Here is an 18,291-nt window from a genome sequence, read left to right as displayed (position 1 = left end):
TCGCACGCGGCATCGGGCAACTGCCGGAAACTGACAGTAGCGATCTCTACACTGAGCGCCTTTCATCAAAGAGGCGGTTGCCATGAAATTTGCATCAGTTCGTCTGGTTACCCGCGATGTCGCGCGGCTGGTGGGCTTTTACAACAGTCTGTCGGGCGTTGAGGCTGTGCATCTGGCCGATGGCTTTGCCGAGGTCCGGCTGGAGGGCATTACGCTGGCGATTTCAGCGCAGCGTTTAATCGAGCTGTTTAACGCCAGCGCTGCCACGGCCGCCGCCAACCAATCGGCAATTCTGGAATTTGAAGTGACTGACGTCGAAACCGTCTTCGACCGCATGGCCGCCTATGGCGCACCCATCGTGATGGCGCCGACCACCATGCCGTGGGGCAATCGATCGCTGTTGCTGCGCGACCCGGATGGCAATCTGGTCAATGTGTTTGCGCGGCCCGCGCGCTAGACGGCCAGATAGCCTTGCAGCGTGCGCAGGATGCGTTGCGTCAGCGCCTCGGGGTCGGTTTCGCCGCGCGCGCCCGCGGCATCGGTCAGCGCGCGCGTGAGGGCGATCAGATCAAGCGCCATGGCGGGGTGATCGACCTGGCGCGCGGGCAGGATTTCGGCCAGCGCGCGTTGCAACAACGGCATCACCGCCGCCTGCACTTCGGCATCGCGATAATGCGGCGGCAGCGTGGCTTCGTGCTCATCCAGCCGCTGCGCCAGGCGCGGCCGGCGCAATTGCCACGCCGCAGCCACTTCGGCCAGGTGGCGCAGCAGGTCCATGCCCCGCGTCTTTGCCGCCGCTTGTTGCAGCCGGGCCAGCAGCAAGCTGGTGTCCTGGTCGATCAGCGCCAGGGTAATTGCGTTCTTGTTGGGAAAGTATTGATACAGCGAGCCAATGCTGACGCCCGCGCGCTCGGCGATGGCATTGGTGGTGTATGCCGCCGCCTCTTGCGTATCCAGAATGTGAGCCGCCGCTTGCAAGATCACGTCCATGGTATACGCCGCCCGCGCCTGAACCGGCTGTTTACGTGGCTTGACGCGGTCTGGGCGGGGCGGCTTGGCGGTGGGCATAAAGCGAGTTGGCCGGGCAGTGGGGGCTGCTTATCTTATCTGCACCTTTCAACGCCGTGGAACCCTTCCCATGCAAGCCCTCGCCCAAGCCATCAACCAAGCCAGCACCCAGCCCGTCGATCCCCAAACCTGCAGCAACGCGTTACGCAGCCTGACCCGCGACATCGCCGCTATCACCCAGCGCCCCGATCCCGCCCAGCCGCTGGTGCAAACCATTGCGTGGGTGCAGCGGATCAGCGCTGATGCGCGGCAGAAGCGGGCCGCCACGTTGGGTGCGCAGTTCCCCGGTGTGGCATGGCCGGATGAGGACGATGTGGCCAGCGCCGGCGACCAGCCGTACTGGCTGTATGACCCCATCGATGGCGCCTACCACTTTCTGCAAGGCCTGCCGCTGTGGTCCGCCTCGTTGGCGCTGGTGCAAGACGGCGCGGTGCAGCTGGCGCTGGTGTACGACCCGGCGCTGGACGAGATGTTTATCGCCCAGCCGGGCCAAGGCGCGACGCTGAACGGCCAGCCGCTGGCGGTCTCGCATAAAACGCAGTTGCCCACCTCCGTGCTGGGCACAGCCATTCCGCCGATTGCCCAGGTCGGCAAGGCCGAACATGCCCGCGCATTGGCCGTACTCGGGTCCGTCGCGCCCGAGGTATTTGTGATGCGGCAAATGGCTGCGGCGTCGCTGCAATTGGCGTATGTGGCGGCGGGGCGGCTGGATGGTTATGTCGAAGTGGGCCAGGACGCCGCTGACTGGTTGGCCGCCAGCCTGCTGGTGACCGAAGCGGGCGGGCGCATCAGCGATATCCACGGCCGCGCATTCAGCGCCAGCGCCGACGGCATCATCGCCGCCAGCCCCGCGCTGCATGGCCCGTTACAGGCGCTCGCCACCCGCGCCGCGCTGGCATAGCACCCGCGTTTGTCCCACTCGGGAATCGGCGATATGGATACTGACGCTGCGCAGCGCGCCACCTATAACCACACTCTGACGCCTGCACACCTTTCCCTTTATTCCTGAGTGTTCCGCAATGGCTGAACAAAACCCGGCGTCGGAAATCGACCGCTTGCGCCGCGCCCTGGCGCGTTCCGAACTGCATCTGAATGCCATGCTCGACAGTGCCACCTTCTACGCCATTGTCATGGCCGATATCGATGGCACGGTCACGGAATGGAACGCCGGGGCGGTCCACATCTTTGGCTGGAGCAAGGCCGAAATCCTCGGCACGCCCGCCAACGTGATCTTTACCCCGGAAGACCGCGCCGCCGGCATCCCCGAACGCGAAGCCGCCGCCGCGCGCAAAAACGGCCGCGCCGACGATGAACGCTGGCACATCCGCAAAGATGGCTCGCGCTTCTGGGGCACCGGCCTGGTCATGCCGCTGCGCGACGGCGATCAGATCGTCGGCTACCTGAAAATGCTGCGCGACCGCGATAACGAAGAACGGCTGTCGCACGCGCTAAGGCTGAGCGACCACGTCGAAGAATCGTTTGACGAAACGCTGTACCGCACCATGGCGCACGTGATGCCGCAAATGGCGTGGATGATGGACGCCGCTGGCGACATCACCTGGCTTAACGACCGCTGGCGCCATTACACCGGCCAGCCCGAACGCGGCAACCTGAACAACTATTGGGCCGCCGCCATCCACCCCGACTACACCAACCGCGCCACCACCGGCCTGCTGCACGCAGTGGCTAACGGCAAGGCTTGGGAAGATACCTTCCCGATCCGCGGCCATGACGGCAGCTACCGCTGGTTTTTGTCGCGCACGATGGCCACCCTGGACGCACAGGGCAATCCGGTGAAGTGGTATGGCACTTCGACGGATGTGCATGCGGTGTATGCGCTGAAGCAGGATGGAAGCGAGGAGGTCTAGCCGCAAGCATCGCGACCGTGATCATGTACACCGATGTACCTCTGAGATCGGCTGACGATGATATGTTGGCCATCATGGGTGACAATCTCCTCTTTCCAATAATCACCAAAAAAGCGATGTGCGCCAGCGAATTTAGCCACCTCTATTGGTAAGAAAAAAACAATTATTTTTTCATTTTCGAAGCAATGCCTTTCTAGAAGGCGAGATTTCGTTTGCTTTAGTTCTCACTGCATTCGTATCTGATTTTACCTCGATAAATAGTCTTCAGATAACTATCGTCGATGTATCCATTCATTATATTGATATCTTTATCTGATATGGTTTTGTCGTGCAACAAATTGTCCGGGGGGACGGCAGCCACCAATAAATTGGATTTCGCTATATTGGATGGCAAAACATTGATATCGACGGATTCCCATCTATTATCCATATATCGGAAAACGATATAGGGTGGATTCGGTTTTCCGACCAGGCGCCACGCGGCGCACATTTTTGGAGTAACCACCAGATATGCCACGTTATTTATGACGTCCAACAGCAGGGGCTCATAAAGTACATAGCCCAGCTCCGATGCGCTGTTTTCCCAAGTAACCGATTCTTTGGTGCCGGGCAGTTCAAAACTCAGTTTTTGATGATTAACGGGCTTTTGTTGGCCAATGGGGGCCTCCATAGCGTTGCGATCGATTGACGCGAATGTGCCCGCCGTCGCTTGTCACCACGTCTTCCTGCCACTGGTCCCCAAATAGGCCGCGAGCGGTGGCATAAGTATTTACGGTCAGTGCAATCAACAAAAAGATCATTTTTATCATTGTGAAATTCCTGCGGTCGTTATGAAAAGAAGCCGCGCTAACATCATCATTGCGCGTTGCTATCGGTATGATCCCTCTGCTTGTCGCAGCCACGGATTCGTTGTGTCATCGAACTGGGGAGCCCATTGTCTTCCGTATATCAAGTTCAGGCCTTTTCCCAACTATTCATCGTTGCTGAGAAAAACAACATCAGGACTTTGGTTAAACGTTGTGGCGTGAAAATAGAGTGGGTCAAAATACATCGAATCCTGCTCGATTGCAGCCTTCTCGAATGTGCCTATCAAATATTCATTCGATTTGTCCGCGATAAAAAAATTGCGCGGCAAAATGGTTGGGCGAGTAGAAAAGAAGCCTGTCGGGCGAAGTCCAAGGCAGTTCTACATATGGAAAGGACCGTTTGTTGCTCGCTGCCGAGATGGGGTATTGCATCGATAATGCGTGCGTTGGCGTAGTAAATATCAAATCCAAAGTCAGCAACAGGTATTTCATATGAATTTTCATTTACATTCCATTTTGATGTGATGTTACGCGCTAACTGGTAATTGCCTGTAATCTATTTTTTTTTGCAAAAATAATCTATTCGAGACCTCTTTTCTTCTCTTGAAGTAACTATTTCTTGGTTTTTAGTGAATTGCACCAGGATTCGAAATTGCCCACAGCTTTTCACGCGCCATGATGGCCCCGGTATAAGCCTGCAGCGAATCCGTCCAGACTTTGCACTGCCGGTTTTTGAGCTGCCAATATGGGATCTTGATTATTTTTCCACTCAAGCATTATCGAGTTCTTTTTCGAAATATTGCTATCTGCGCCGAGCGTGAGCTGCTAGACGTCATGCAATTACACGAGCGGTAAAGAAGCAAATGATGATGTGTATCTAATTTGCGTCTGCAATGTATCGCGGGTGAACGAGCGTCCAGCCAGCGCTGGGCAGGTTAGCGCTCAACAGTTTTCGGTGAGGTGGCGCGCCGCGGCAAAGCCATGGCGCGTCCGTAATCCGCCCCGCTATTTAAACAGCCAGGCCAAAGCCGCAACCCAAAACCCCAGCATCAGCCCCGACAGCATCCGGTGCAATGGGGTGCGTGGGTTGGGGCGTTGTTTAAAGTCTGCATACAGTTCGCGCAGCGTCAGGTTGAGCGCTCTGCTGGGCGAGATCAGGTCTTGCAGTGCGCCGCAGACCATGCCGGCGGCAAACAGCAGTTGCACGATGGAATGGGCTTGCGCGGCCTGGATAAAAAACCAGCCCACCAGCGCGATGTACATCCAGAAAAACGTTTTACGCAGCGATTGCTTCACACGGGCACTCCGGAAGGGGGGCTTGTGGCCCCGTGGGCTTGCGGCGGTCACACGGTGGGCCGCAAGCCGATCAAGAATGTTGCTGAATATAGGCAGGGATAGCGCGCCCACCAAATAACAAAACGGCCGCCGTGGCAGCCGTTTTTTTCATATCAAACGTCAATCCTGCACAGCCTTGACGCCTCTTGCTAAAACTTCACCGCCACTTCCGCGCCATAAAAGCGGGGCTGCGAATAGATGTATTCATACGCGCCGTAGGTCGGCACCACGGCCAGCGTGCGGTATTGCTTGTCGGTCACGTTGCGCACAAAGGCGGTGACGACCAGTTTGTCGTCTTTGCCGTGCCACGCGGCCTCCAGGTCGCCAGTGGTGTAGCCCGCCTGGGCCATCGCGTCGTTCTGGTAGATGGCGTTGAAATATTCCTTGGCCTTGTAGTTCCACAGCGTGCCCAGTTCCACGTGGCCGCTGCTGACCGGAATGCGGTAGTTAGCGCCGACGCCCACGGTCAGCTTGGGCGAGCGCGGAAACGCGTGGCCAGACAAGTTGGTGGCTGCGCCGTTTACGTAGGTGGGGAAGTCGGTGTACTCGGTGTACAGATAGCCCGCGTTGCCCGACAGCGTTAGCCCGTTCACCGGCACGGCTTTCAGTTCCAGTTCCACGCCGTCGACCTTGCCGCGTGCGGCGTTGGACAGCGTCTGCACGGTCTGGCCGCTGGCGGTGGGTGCAATCGCGAAGACCTGCATGTCTTTGTAGTCGTAGCGGAAGACAGAGAGGTTGGCGATCAGGCGGTTATCCAGCCATTGCGATTTAACGCCCAGTTCGTAATCGGTCAGGTATTCCGGCGTTACCGTATTCACCGCCGCTTGTGTGGTGGCGCCGCCGTTATAGCCACCGGAGCGGAAGCCGCGTGCGTAGCGGAAATAGGTTTCGATATTGTCGGTCAGCGAATACGACGGCGTCAGGTCCCACGTCGGCGCGCTCCAGGTGTGGCTTTCGTTTTGCGTGGCGTTGACCTTGGTGGCGCCGGTCAGCTGGTTGGCCAGATACCAGTAATCCAGGCTCTGGAAGCCGACGCTGCCGGTGCCGTTGATGCCCACCAGATCGATGGATTTTTTCTCGGTGGTCCAGCGCAGGCCGCCGGTGACTCTAAAGCGATCGGTAAAGCGATAGGTGGCGTTACCAAAAATGGCGAAGCTTTTGGTTTGCTGGCCAATGCTGGTTTGCTGGTAGGCGGTGGCGGCGGGGCCGCCGGGCAGCGTGCCGGAGGTGGCGACTGAGTTCAGGTCTTCTTTAAACGCGTGCGCGCCGGCAATCCAGCTGAGCTGGTCTTCGGCGGGCGAGGCCAGGCGCAGTTCTTCCGAGATCTGGCGGGTGTCCAGCTTTGAATAGCCGCGCGAGATTTCCAGCGGCGAGCCATCGCCATCGCTAACAAAAGTGCGGTGCGCGTTTTCCAGTGCAGTAATCGAGGTCAGTGTCAGTCGGCCCAGGTCCACGTGGCCGGTCAGGTCCACGCCGTTGCTGGTGATCTTGTCGTTTTGCGCGACGTTTTCCGAGACGGTGTAGGGGTCGGAGGGGGGCTGATAGCCGTACTGGTTTTTGCCGTTATTGGTGCCGTCCAGATGCCAGAAGCTGCCCCCGCCCGAATAGTCGCGGTAGTGCGTGTTCAGCAGCCAGTCCGAGGTTTCGCCCACGGCCAGCAGCAGTTGCGCGCGCACTGCGGTATCACGCAGGCTGCCGACTTTCTGGCCCGAATAGGTGTTGTCGATGTAGCCGTCGTTCTGTTCGTTAAAGAACGACACGCGGCCCGCCAACGTATCGCCATAAATGGCCCCGCCGATGGCGCCTTCCACTTTGCGATCGGCAAAGCTGCCGTAGCTGATGTCGGCGTAGCCATTGGCCGCGCCAAAGTTCGGTTTGCGCGAGATGTAGTTGATGGCGCCGCCGGTGGTGTTCTTGCCCCACAGCGTGCCTTGCGGGCCGCGCAGCACTTCAATGCGTTGCAGGTCGAACAGCGGAAAGCCTTGGGCAAACACGTTGTTCCAGTACACGTCGTCGACGTAGACAGCGATGGGCGACAGCGACAGGTTGGACGGATCGTTATTGCCTATGCCACGCAAGAACCAGCGCGGGCGCTCGCGCCCTTCGGTGGAATCGGCGTTGAAGTTGGGCACGTACTTGACCACATCGTTGGCAATCTGGATGGAGTTGCTATCCAGGTCTTTGCCGCCAATCGCCGTCACCGCGATCGGTACTTTCTGGATTTGCTGGCTGCGGCGTTGCGCCGTCACGGTAACGGTTTCGACTTGCTGCGTGCCGTCTTTGCTGGCGGCAGCGGTGTCGCTGGCGTTATTGGCCGCTGCGTTGTCTGCCGCATAAGCCGGGCCAAACAGGCTGATCCCTAAAAGCGCGGTGCTGATTGCAGTCAGCCGCCATTGTTTTGTCTGGTGCATTGGTATTTCCCCATGGAGCCGGCAGTGTGATGGGCCGGTGTTTTTTGTTTCTGGCTGGGCTTGGCTGCCAGCCTGCAACGGGGTAATAGCAATGCGCGTGCCATGTATTGAATGTTATTTAAACCATTGATATATATATGTAAAATTTTAATTTTAATTGTATTTGATTTAAATGCGATTTAAACACTGTTGATATCTGAGTAGCGCTGCTGATTTATCAGCAATTGCAATTCAAACGCGCCATGCGCATAGGGTGGGTCACGACCCACCACCCAAAGCCATCAAGAAGAACGCAACAATCCCGGGTCTCATCAATGGCTTTGAATGGTGGGTCATGACCCACCCTATGCACAGCGCCGTTTCAGATAGGGTGGGTCACGACCCACCACCCAAAGCCATTAAGAAGAATGCAGGGATCGCGGGTCTTTTCAATGGCTTTGAATGGTGGGTCTCGACGGGGACGCCGAGTCCCACCCCATGCAGCGTTGCCGGTCAAACCGAATAAACCGCCGGGTCGGCCTTCTCGATCAAGCCGCTCATTTTCCATTGCTGTTCCAGCACGCCGGAGCCGTACGGTTGGGTGCCGCCCAGTGGTTCGGCCAGCGCCTGGAAGCGGGCGCCTTCTTCCAGCACCAGGATCTGCGCGGCGGTTTTCAGCAGGCCTTTTTTGCCCCAGAAGGTGGAGCCGCCGTTGGCTTCCAGAATTGCCTCGTGGTACGAATTCTCGGCGATTTTCTCAAGGATGAATGCCGATTCCGCCTGGCGACGGTTGATGTAGATCGGCACTTCGCGCGCCAGCGTCCAGCGTTGCGCCGGCACATACAGCAGCGGCAGTGTGCGATGCGCGCCCGCCCATGCGCCCAGATACGGCGTGTGCGCGTGGATGACGGTGGTGATGTCCGGATGCGCTTTCAGCACCGGCGCATACCGCGCACCGCCGCCCGCCGCGCCGCCTTCGCTATACACGATGGTGCCGTCGAATTCGACCACGGCCACGCTGATGCCATCGCCCTCGGCAAACGGGCCGGCATAGCCCACCGACACCAACCGGTTCTGGCCCGGCACACGTTCGGCCGCGCCAAAAGTGCCGGTGGCGGACAGCGTGCCGGTTTCGGTCAGCACTTTAACGGCCTTGATGGCGGCCTTGCGCACGGTGGCGACAAAGGCGGCCAGATCAGCGTCCAGTGCGTGTTCCAGCGTCGCGGCAACAGGTTGTACAGACATGGTTAAAACTCCTTGCAATTGAGGGTTTGAAAAGGGGGTAAACGCGGCCAGCGCAGTGGCCAGAAAAAACGAGAAGGGCAGCGGCCTACCAGCTCATGCGTTGCAGCCAGTCACTGCCGCGCCATTGCTGATGCGGTTCGGGCGGCGGCGCTTCCGTGGCGTGCTCGCCGGTAAAGTCGGCCAGCAAGCTGTCGCGCAGCGCCACAAAGGTCAGGCCGTTGCGACTGCGTGGATGCGGCAATTCCACGCGCACTTCTTTGCGGATACGGCCGGGACGGGCGTCCAGCACAATCACGCGGTCAGCCAGGTACAGCGCTTCTTCGATGTCATGCGTCACCATCACCATGGTGATGCCTTCTTCCTGCCACAGCCGCCGCAGTTCCTGTTGCAGCTTTAGCCGCGTCAGCGCGTCCAGCGCGCCCAGCGGTTCGTCCAGCAACAACACTTGCGGCCGTGCGGCCAACGCCCGCGCAATCGCCGCGCGCTGCGCCATGCCGCCCGAGAGCTGATGCGGCCAGGCGTCGATAAACGCGGTCAGGCCCACTTGTTCGACGCCCGCGGCAATGCGTTGCTGGCGCGTGGTGGCATCCAGCCCGGCATTCAGCAATGCCAGATCGATGTTCTGGCGCACCGTTAGCCATGGCAGCAGGCGGTGGTCCTGAAACACCAGGCCGCGCTGCGCGCTGGCGCCCCGCAACGGTTCGCCGTCGTGCAGCAACACGCCGTCAAACTCGGTATCCAGCCCGGCCAGCAAGCGCAACAGCGTGGATTTGCCGCAGCCGCTGGCGCCCACAATCGCGACAAATTCGCCCGGTTTGATATGCAGATTGATGTCCTGCAGCACGGTTAGCGCCGCTTTGCCATCGCCAAACTGTTTGTTGATGCCAATCACCGATAGCGCACCGCGCGCCTGGCGGGCGGTGTTGATAGGGACGGGAGCGTTCATGCGGTTTCCTTGTTGGCGATAACGACAGGCGTGCGGGCGATGCGTTGCCACACACGCAGCCAGCCCGGCCAGGTGATGATCCACGGCGCGGTCCACAGCAAAAACACCGCTTGCAAGCCCAGATGGCTGCCCAGCCAGCCCGAGCCCATGGCACCCGCTGCGCTGCCCAGCATCTGGAACAGCGTCAGATGCGCGGACACGCTGGCCTTGTCCACCGGGGCCTGCGCCAGCCGGCTGAAATTGATCAGATTGTTAAAGCCCAGACCAAAGCCAAACGCCAACGCCGCCAGCACAAAGGCGCTGTCCGAGTGAAACAGCCCGGCCAGCAACAAGCCGGCCAGGATCAGCGCGTGGCCGGTCTGATACCAACGTTCGCTGGCCGCGCCCAACAACCAGCGGCCGCCGAAAAACAGCACGGCCACATAGCTGATGCCTTGCAACGCCACCAGCCACACCGCGTTATGCGCGGACCAGTGCAACAAGCGCACCGCCAACAAAATCGCAAACACGCCCCACGCGGATGCCGTCATGCTGCCCAGCACTTCAAACAGATACACGCGGCGCACTTCGGCCAATTGCAGCACCTGGCGCAGACCGGCGCGGGCGGCGTTGCGCGGCGCGCCGGTGTCGGCGGGCAGTACCAGCCAGCCCAGCAACGCCAGCAACACAAACAGCGCGGCCGAGATGCCAAACGCCAGCGTCAGCCCCAGTTGCGCGGTGAAATAACTGGCGATCAGCGGCCCGGCAAACTGGATGCCCAACGTCAGCGAGCCCTTGTACCAGCCCGCTTTGGCCTGGCCGATGCGGGGTAGCTGCAGCAAAAACACCGTGCTCATCGCCACGATCCGGAACGAGATGCACAGACCCGCCGCAAACATCGCCAGCGCCACCCATTGCCATTGGCCCAGGCGCGGCAGCAGCACAAACACCGCGGCCAGCAACAGGCTGACCACGGCATAACCCACGCGCGGGTCGCCGCGGCCCAACAGTCGCCCGGCCGGTAATGTGCCGAGTGCGAGGGCCAGTGTTTCGGCCCCGCTGATCACGCCCAGTTGCCACGGCGTGACGGCCAACTGCAGGCCCAGCAGCGTGCCCAGGATCTTGTTCATGCCGATGGTGATGCCCGAGATCAAACTCAGCCCGGCAAAGGCGAACACAAAGCGGCGCACCTCGGCCGGCGCGGCGGTCTGGCTCATGCTGCAACCGTCTCGGCGTTGGCGCGCTGCAGTTCTTGCGCGGCCGCCCACGGGCGCGGATCGATCCAGTCACGCACATCAAAACGCTGCGGAATAAACTGCCAGCGCGCCAGAAAATCGGTGAAATCCTGCAGCGCGGCAATCGAGGTCTCCGCCAGGTTGGTGCGCAGACGCAGATGCGCATCTTCGCCATAGGCCGTCACCACCAAGGCCTCGCTGGTATTGGCCTCGCGCGCCAGATAGCGGCGCGTTTCATCGGGGTGCGCCCACGCCCACGTCTCGGCGCGCAATACCTGATCGACGATGCGCACGGCGGCGTCAAAGTGGTGGGTCAGCAAGTGCTGGTCCACCGTCAGCGTGCGCGGCGTGCCGTTGTTGCTACGGATCAGCGGGTCGGGATGGCTGCCGGTGTCGATGACCACATGCAGGCCAAAATCACGCGCTGCTTGTGCGCCGTGCGCGCCCTTCAAAAAGATGGCGTCCACTTCGCCGCGCAGCAGGCCCACCAGTTCGTGGTTGTGGTGGCCCCGGTTGTTCCAGGTTGTGCCGCCAGGGCCGCGGGTGGCGGGGGCGTCGCTGTAACCGGCGTTGATGTCGAAATCCACCAGCTCAACGTCAGCCACGCTCAGGCCTTCCAGTTTCAGCGCGTTTTCCAGGCCACGCAGCGCCTGGGCGCGGGTGAAATCAATCTGCACATCGCGCCAGCGCGGCAAACCAAAGCGACGGCCTTTCAGGTCGGCCGGGGTCCGGATGCCGCTATCGGGGCGGGTGAGGATCAGCTGCACTTCATCGGCCCACGACAAGCCAATCACGCGTGTTTCGCGACCCGAACTGCGCGCCCACAGCGCCGGAATATTGCCGCCGTGGCGCACCGAGTTTTGCAGCGTGTGATCAAAGTGCGATTCGCGCACCGCACGGTCATTGGATTCGCGCAGCGAGCGCACTTCGGTGCATTGCGCGGCAAACGCCTGATCAAGCCAGCCGTGTTGCAAGGCAATGCCCAGGCCGGTGGGCACGGGGCAGCGGGTGTACCACAGCGTGGGCAGGGCGGGTTGGTTCATGCGGGTTCTCCGGTTAGACGATCAGGGCAGGTTGTTGCGAATCTTGCGCGGCGGCGCTGGCCGGTTTGCGCGCGGCGGCGTGTACCAGCGGCAGCACTTCCTGGCCCACGCGCAGCGCTTCTTCCAGATGCGGATTGCCAGCCAGGATAAAGGTGCTGATGCCGGCTTCGCGGTATTCATTCAGGCGCTCGGCCACGTTCTGGTAGCTGCCGACGATGCCGATGGAGGGGCCGGGGCGCGCCTTGCCAAAACCGGACCACAGATTGGGGCCGACGATCAGGTCCTCAAAGCGCTCGGCGTTCTGGTAATAGGCCTGCTGGCGCGCTGCGCCCACCGAATCGGAACCCTTGCCGATCCACTGCAAGCGAGCCTGGGTTTTTTCATCGATCAGTTCGTATTGGCGGCGCGCTTCGGCCCAGGCTTCGGCTTCGGTATGGCGCGCCAGGACGTCCACGCGGATACCAAAGCGCACGCTACGGCCTTGCGCCGCAGCCAGTGCGCGCACGCGTTCGATATGCGGTTTCAGCTTGTCCACCGGCTCGGCCCAGTTCAGATACACATCGGCATGGCGCGCCGCCACTTCGAGTGCGGCATCGGAGAAGCCGGAGAAATAGATGCCCGGAATGCGCTCGTGGCGCAGCGCGGGTGGCAGGCTGCCGTTTTCCAGTTGGTACACATCGCCCTGGTAGGAAAACTGCGGCGCCGACCACAAGCCACGCACCACATCCAGAAATTCGCCGGTGCGTTTGTAGCGCAGATCGTGTTCGGCAAAGTCGCCATTGGCGCGTTGTTGCGCCGGGTTGCCACCGGTGATGATGTTCCACTCGACGCGGTTGCCCGACAGATGCTGCAGCGCCGCTGCCATTTGCGCGGCATAGGCTGGCAAGATCCACGTGGCCTGAAACGCAATCAGAAACTTCAGCCGCCGGGTTTCACGCGCCAGCGCCGCGGCCGCTACCCAAGGTTCGGGGCCGGTGGGCAGCAAGGCGCCTTCAAAGCCCGCCAGTTCGGCCGCCTTGGCCACCTGCGCGATGTAATCGATGTAGTTAAAGCCGTCGGGCGAACCATCGGGCAGACGGCCCGGCGCGATATGGCCTGGCGCATGCTCGGCCGCGCCACGGTTGTTTTTATCGGAGGCCAGATTGGCGCCATCGCTGCCCAGCGGCAAACGCCAGAAAAATTCGAGACTCATGCAATGCTCCCTGCAGATAGACCGCCTTGGCTACGCGGCAATGTCATCTGTACAGCAAGCGCTGTGCCAGAATTGCAAGTGCTTGATTACTAACGGTAAAAGGCAAAAAACGCAGGCGCGGCGGCCTGCGTTTTGCGGGGTGTGCTGGATTATCAATGTGGCGCAGGTTGAGATTTCAACAGCACTGCTGCTTTTTCAATTCAGCGATGCCAACGCAACAAGCGGCGCGCCGCCAGTGTCAGCGCGTGGTTCATCAGCGTGCCCATGGCCGAGATGGTGATCACGCAAATCAGCACGATTTCCATCTGCTGATTGGTCTCGGCGGTCAGCATCATCGAACCGATGCCGGGCCCGGCCGAGAACAGCATCTCGGCCCCCACGGCGCTGATCCAGGCAAAGGTCAGCGCATGCATCAAGCCGGTAAACACGTGCGGCAAAGCGGCGGGCAAACGCACGCGCCAGAATTGCTGCCATGCGGTCAATTGATACAGGCTGGCGAGCTCCAGATGCCGCGATTCGGCCTGATGCAAGCCTTCGAAGGTGTTCAGCGTCACCGGGTACAGCGCGGCCAGGCTAATCACCAGCAAACGCGCGGGTTCGCTATTGCCAAACCACAGCCCTATCAGCGGGGCCCACGCCAGCAACGGCACCTGGCGCAAGGCGTGGAACAGCGTGCCCGCCAGCTTGTCGGCCAGCGTCGACATGGCCAGCACACCACCCAGCGCCAGACCCAGCACGCTGCCGATCAGCAAACCGGCGCAGGTACGCGCCAGACTGGCGCCCAGGTTAGGCAGCAAGCCACCGCTTTCCAGCGCCTGCACCGCGCCGCGCCAGACTTGTTCGAATGGCACAAAGGCATAGGCGTAGGCGGTGCTGTGGTGTGCCGCCCATTGCCACAGCAGCAGCAGGGCGGCCGGAATCGCCAGACCGCGCAAGCGATCAGGCCAGGACACACGCGCGGTCATTGCTGGCCTCCCTGGCGTTGCAACAGCATGCGTTGGACAAGGCGCAAGCCGCGATCCAGGCCAAAGCCAATCACGCCGGTCAGCACGATGCCCACCATCACCACATCCATCTGGAACATCTGCCGCGCCATTTCCATCATCTGGCCCAGGCCGCTTTCGGAGGCGATCAGCTCGGTGGCCACCAATACCATCCAGGCGCGATTAAGCCCGATGCGCATGCCGGTTAACACCGGCGACAACGAGGCGGGCAGCGCAATATGGCGTAGTTGTTGCCAGCGGCTCAGCCGGTATAGCGTGCCCACTTCGGACCAGCGGCCGGATACCGCGCGGATGCTCTCGCTGGTGGCCAGCGCCACCGAAAAAAAAACCGCCTTGCCCACCAGCACAATCTTGAAGGCTTCGCCCACGCCCAATAGCAAAATCAACGCCGGCACCAGCGCAATGCCCGGCACCTGGCGCAGCACATTAAAGGTCGGCCCCACCCACACCACAAAACGCGGCGACGTGCCCAGCAACGCGCCCACCAGCAGGCCCAGCACGGTGCCGCTGACAAAGCCCACCGCCAGCCGATACAGACTGGCGCTAAGGTTCAGCCACAAATCGCCGCTGGCGGCCAGGCTAAGCGCGGTGCGCCACACTTGCAGCGGGGGCACCAGCAATTGCGGTGAGACCGCGCCGCTATTGCACGCGGCTTGCCACAACGCCAGCAAGGCCAGCGGCGACACCAGCAAAAACGCCGGATGCGCCAGCACGCGCCGCCAATGCGGGCCGCGTAAGGGCAGGGGCAGGCTCAGGCTCATGGTTACTGGCTCCGCCGCGCGGCCCAGAAGCCCGCCAGCGCCGGGTCTTTCAGCGCGGCATCGACAAAGCGCGTATCAAACAACGTGCGGTAATCCAGATCGGCATGGATCACGCCCGCATTGCGCGCATACACCACTTCGTCGCGGTAATGGTCTTGCAAAAAGGTGTCGTACAGCGGCGAAAAACGGTCTTTCCACGGCGTGATATCGCCTGCATATTCACGCTCGACCACGCTGAGCGGAATGCCGCTGCCGGTGGCCAACTGGTAATACGCTTTGCGATTGGCTTCTTGCGCCGACCAATGCGCGGCGCGGATATGCGCGGTGGCAATCAGCTGGGTGACGTCGGGGTATTGGTCGATAAACGCTTTGCGGCCCCACAACTCGGCGCGCATCTTCCAGTCGGGCGAGGATTGTTTGCTGTCCCAGATGATTTTGCCCACGCCTTTATCGGCTAGCAGATAGGCGTCATCCAGCGTAAAAAACGCATCCACGCTGCCCGAGGCCAACGCCGCCGCGCCCGCTTGCGGGTTCAGGTTGACGATTTTGACATCGTTAAACGTCAGGCCGTTGGCGGCCAGCAATTTGCTGAACGGGTATTCCCACGGCCGGCCGCGATGCAAGGCGATGCGCTTGCCTTTCAGGTCTTTGATCGATTTGGCGGCCGAGCCCGCGGGCACCACCAGATAGGTATTGCTGCCCGGGCCGCCGGGCACGATCAGCCGGGTCTGGATGCCCGAGGCATTGGCGATAATCGATGGCAAATCACCATAACCCGCAAAGTCGATGCGGCCATTGGCAAAGCCTTCGTTCACTTGCGGGCCAACGGCGGCGGGCGACACCGGCACCCATTCCAGCCCGATGCCGCGTTTTTTAAGTTCGGCCTGCAGCCAGCCGTCATTGTCCAGCACGGCGCTTTCGGCGGTATGGCCCACCTTGCCGTTGTTGGCAAACGAGATGGTAGCAATGCGCACCACTTTCAGCGGCGGCGCGGCCTCGGCGTGGGCAAGGGCGGCGCTGGTCAGCGTGGCTGCGCCCAGCAGCGTCAGCAAAAAATGACGAAAAGACATAAAGCGGATTTCCTTGTTGTTTTAGTGCGCGGGCTTAAGCGGCACGCGCGTGCAGTTGTTCCAGCACATCGGCCAGCGGCGCGGGGTCCACCCAATCGCGCACGCTAAAGTCGGCGGGCAAAAACTGGTGCTGTAGCAAAAAGTGCTTGAACTCATCGAAGGCGCGCAGCGTGGCGTCGTCCAGTGTGGTGGCCAGGCCTTCATGCACACGTGCGCCGTAGGCCAGCCGCACCCAGTCGGGCGCACTGGCGGTTTCGCCGGCCAGCCAGTCGATGGCGTGATCGGGGTGTTGGCGCGCCCAGTCACCCACTTCAACAATGCGGCGTAAAAAGCGCCGGGCATGCTCGGGATGCTGTTGCAGCGCGGCGGCATCCAGCGTAATCGGGCGCGGCGAACCGTTATTGACGCGGATTTGCGGATCGGGATGAAAGCCGATATCCACCAGCACGCGCGCGCCGACCATATAGGCCAGCTCCAGTCCCAGCGAGCCCTTGGCGTAAATCGCATCGACTTCGCCGCGCAGCAGCGCGCCGGTTTCTGCGGCATACAAGCGCCGACTGCGCAGCGCGGACGGCTGGCGCGCTCCGGCTTGCTCGGGGTTGATGGCGATATCGGGCGTGTCGGTGACGGGCACATGCACGTGCTCCACATCTGCCAGACCCAGGCCCGCCAAAGACAGCGCGCTGACAAAACCGCGCAACGCCATCGCCCGGAAAATATCGACGTTATCCACAGCGCGCAGCGGCAAGCCGATGCGACGGCCACGCAGATCGGCCAGCGTGTGGATGCCCGAATTGGCGCGCGTGATGATCAGCTGCGATTCATCCACCCACGAGAAGCCCAGCACGCGGGTATCGGCGCCATTGCTGCGCGCCCACAACGCGGGAATGCTGCCGCCCTGGCGCCAGGAATGCGGCAAGGTGTGGTCTACATGTGAACGCCGTTGCGCCGCGCTGACGCCGCCATCCTGCAGCGAGCGGATCGCAATGCCATCGGGCGCAAATTCGTCATCCAACCAGCCCAGTCTTGCGGCAATGCCCAGCGGCGTGGGCACGGGGCAGCGGGTGTACCAGATTGTTGAGGTCATGATGGCGGCGCTTATACGGTGGCGGTGGCGGTGGCGGTGGTGGCGGTTTCGGCGGCGATGCTCAGCGCGCCTTTAACGGCTTGCGGCACCAGCGGCAGCACTTCTTCGCCGACGCGATACGCTTCTTCCAGGTGCGGATTGCTGGCCAGAATAAAGTGGCTGACGCCGATATCGACGTACTCCGCCAGCCGCTGCGCCACTTGCTCGTAATTGCCGACTATCACGCAACCGGGCCCACCGCGCACGCTGGACATGCCCGACCACAGATTGGGCCCGACGATCAGCGAATCGAAATCTTTGGCCCCACCGTGCAATGCAAATTGCCGCTGCGCACCGACTGACTCGCTGGCGGCTTTGCTGTTGTTTTTGCGGCGACCAAAACCCAGCGTTTGCTCGGTGACGGTGCCGTACATGCGGCGCAATTCGGCCCACGCCTCGGCTTCGGTATCGCGCGCCAGAATGTCGATGCGCATGCCGTAACGCAGATCGCGCTCGCTGCCGGCGGCTTCCAGCGCGCGCCGCGCCTGGGCGATCACTTCTTTTTGTTTGGCCAGCGGCTCGCCCCACGTCAGATGGATGTCGCCGTGGCGCGCCGCCACCGCCATCGCCGCCGGGCTGGCCCCCGCCAACCAGATGCGCGGCGTGGGGTAGTGCGTCATCGGCGCCGTCAGGCCGCCTTCGTTGACCTTGAAATACTTGCCGTCATAGCTGAACGGTTCGCCCGAGGCATAGCCTTTGATGAAATCGAGAAATTCGCCGGTACGCTCGTAGCGTTGGTCATGGCCGATAAAGTCGCCATACGCTTCTTGCTCCGCGCCGCCACCGCCGGTGATGACATTCCATTCCACCCGGCCCTGGCTCAACCGTTGCAGGCTGGCCGCCATTTGCGTGGCGTAGGCGGGGTGGATAAACCACGGCTGGATGGCAATCAGCAAGCGCAGGCGGCGGGTCTCGCGCGCCAACGCCGCAGCCACCATCCACGGTTCTTCGGTATGGCGAAACGCCGGAATCAGCACACCATGAAAATGGTTGATATCGGCCGCGCGCGCCACCTGGCCCAGGTAATCGATATAGGCAAAGTCCGGGTCTTGCTGCCGTGGCGCGACGCGATGGGCGGCGCGGGCATTCCACTCGCCGCGGGTGTGCTGGTCATGCGCATTACGACCATCGCCATGAACCGGCAGCCGCCACAGAAATTCGATCGACATCGGATGTTGCTCCTTGCTACGGCATCGGCCGCGATGCCGTCAATGGAGCAGTTT

General features: G+C 61.3%; 18 protein-coding genes. 3 read left to right on the top strand and 15 right to left on the bottom strand.

From position 1 onward, the window contains the following. Positions 1 to 82: 82 nt before the first annotated feature. A complete protein-coding gene (locus tag WG78_RS19725; protein WP_053939553.1) occupies positions 83 to 457 on the top strand; it encodes a VOC family protein in 375 nt (124 codons plus the stop codon). On the opposite strand, the gene WG78_RS19720 is transcribed toward WG78_RS19725, so the two are convergent. Continuing rightward, positions 454 to 990: a TetR/AcrR family transcriptional regulator gene (locus WG78_RS19720; protein WP_161805164.1), complete on the bottom strand. Its 537-nt coding sequence runs from the start codon at positions 988 to 990 to the stop codon at positions 454 to 456. The two genes, WG78_RS19725 and WG78_RS19720, sit on opposite strands and share 4 nt — an antisense overlap. A gap of 148 nt (positions 991 to 1,138) precedes the next feature. Here WG78_RS19720 and WG78_RS19715 point away from each other — a divergent pair, with 148 nt between their 5' ends. Both WG78_RS19715 and WG78_RS19710 read left to right on the top strand, forming a co-directional pair. Then, the gene (locus WG78_RS19715) at positions 1,139 to 1,969 is read left to right on the top strand and encodes an inositol monophosphatase family protein (RefSeq protein WP_053939551.1); all 831 of its coding nucleotides are present in this window, start codon (positions 1,139 to 1,141) and stop codon (positions 1,967 to 1,969) included. Positions 1,970 to 2,087: 118 nt separating this feature from the next. Next, on the top strand, positions 2,088 to 2,936 hold the full coding sequence (locus WG78_RS19710; RefSeq protein WP_053939550.1) for a PAS domain-containing protein: 849 nt from the start codon (positions 2,088 to 2,090) through the stop codon (positions 2,934 to 2,936). 217 nt (positions 2,937 to 3,153) lie between these two features. On the opposite strand, the gene WG78_RS19705 is transcribed toward WG78_RS19710, so the two are convergent. The 14 genes from WG78_RS19705 to WG78_RS19645 form a co-directional block, all read right to left on the bottom strand. Continuing rightward, entirely contained in the window at positions 3,154 to 3,606 is a 453-nt protein-coding gene (locus WG78_RS19705) for a hypothetical protein (protein ID WP_053939549.1), read from the bottom strand. 427 nt (positions 3,607 to 4,033) lie between these two features. Then, the gene (locus tag WG78_RS22595; protein WP_152969318.1) at positions 4,034 to 4,246 is read right to left on the bottom strand and encodes a hypothetical protein; all 213 of its coding nucleotides are present in this window, start codon (positions 4,244 to 4,246) and stop codon (positions 4,034 to 4,036) included. Positions 4,247 to 4,747: 501 nt separating this feature from the next. Further along, entirely contained in the window at positions 4,748 to 5,038 is a 291-nt protein-coding gene (locus WG78_RS19700; protein WP_053939548.1) for a hypothetical protein, read from the bottom strand. A gap of 188 nt (positions 5,039 to 5,226) precedes the next feature. Continuing rightward, positions 5,227 to 7,488: a TonB-dependent receptor gene (locus WG78_RS19695; RefSeq protein ID WP_053939547.1), complete on the bottom strand. Its 2,262-nt coding sequence runs from the start codon at positions 7,486 to 7,488 to the stop codon at positions 5,227 to 5,229. 492 nt (positions 7,489 to 7,980) lie between these two features. Continuing rightward, a complete protein-coding gene (locus WG78_RS19690) occupies positions 7,981 to 8,712 on the bottom strand; it encodes a class II aldolase/adducin family protein (protein WP_053939546.1) in 732 nt (243 codons plus the stop codon). Between the two features lie 85 nt (positions 8,713 to 8,797). After that, a complete protein-coding gene (locus WG78_RS19685; RefSeq protein ID WP_053939545.1) occupies positions 8,798 to 9,658 on the bottom strand; it encodes an ABC transporter ATP-binding protein in 861 nt (286 codons plus the stop codon). Then, the gene (locus tag WG78_RS19680; protein WP_053939544.1) at positions 9,655 to 10,854 is read right to left on the bottom strand and encodes an MFS transporter; all 1,200 of its coding nucleotides are present in this window, start codon (positions 10,852 to 10,854) and stop codon (positions 9,655 to 9,657) included. Before WG78_RS19680 ends, WG78_RS19685 begins: the two co-directional genes overlap by 4 nt. Beyond that, positions 10,851 to 11,915 (bottom strand): ABC transporter substrate-binding protein, encoded by a 1,065-nt coding sequence (locus tag WG78_RS19675; RefSeq protein ID WP_053939543.1) that lies wholly within the window; start codon positions 11,913 to 11,915, stop codon positions 10,851 to 10,853. Before WG78_RS19675 ends, WG78_RS19680 begins: the two co-directional genes overlap by 4 nt. Before the next feature lie 13 nt (positions 11,916 to 11,928). Then, positions 11,929 to 13,107: an LLM class flavin-dependent oxidoreductase gene (locus WG78_RS19670; protein ID WP_053939542.1), complete on the bottom strand. Its 1,179-nt coding sequence runs from the start codon at positions 13,105 to 13,107 to the stop codon at positions 11,929 to 11,931. Positions 13,108 to 13,307: 200 nt separating this feature from the next. Continuing rightward, a complete protein-coding gene (locus WG78_RS19665; RefSeq protein WP_053939541.1) occupies positions 13,308 to 14,072 on the bottom strand; it encodes an ABC transporter permease in 765 nt (254 codons plus the stop codon). Continuing rightward, positions 14,069 to 14,872: an ABC transporter permease gene (locus tag WG78_RS19660; protein ID WP_083459430.1), complete on the bottom strand. Its 804-nt coding sequence runs from the start codon at positions 14,870 to 14,872 to the stop codon at positions 14,069 to 14,071. The genes WG78_RS19665 and WG78_RS19660 overlap by 4 nt, the downstream gene beginning before the upstream one ends. A gap of 2 nt (positions 14,873 to 14,874) precedes the next feature. Further along, positions 14,875 to 15,942, bottom strand: coding sequence for an ABC transporter substrate-binding protein (locus WG78_RS19655; RefSeq protein WP_053939540.1), 1,068 nt, complete (start codon positions 15,940 to 15,942; stop codon positions 14,875 to 14,877). A gap of 34 nt (positions 15,943 to 15,976) precedes the next feature. Beyond that, positions 15,977 to 17,029, bottom strand: a complete 1,053-nt coding sequence (locus tag WG78_RS19650; protein WP_053939539.1) for an ABC transporter substrate-binding protein — start codon at positions 17,027 to 17,029, stop codon at positions 15,977 to 15,979. An 11-nt stretch (positions 17,030 to 17,040) separates the two neighbouring features. After that, positions 17,041 to 18,237 carry an LLM class flavin-dependent oxidoreductase gene (locus WG78_RS19645; protein ID WP_053939538.1) on the bottom strand — a complete coding sequence of 399 codons (1,197 nt, stop codon included), beginning with the start codon at positions 18,235 to 18,237 and terminating at the stop codon, positions 17,041 to 17,043. Positions 18,238 to 18,291 lie beyond the last annotated feature (54 nt).

Source organism: Amantichitinum ursilacus, from assembly GCF_001294205.1.
Lineage (GTDB): Bacteria > Pseudomonadota > Gammaproteobacteria > Burkholderiales > Chitinibacteraceae > Amantichitinum > Amantichitinum ursilacus.
The sequence above is the reverse complement of the archived record's forward strand: the minus strand, read 5'-3'. Positions and strand labels throughout refer to the sequence as shown.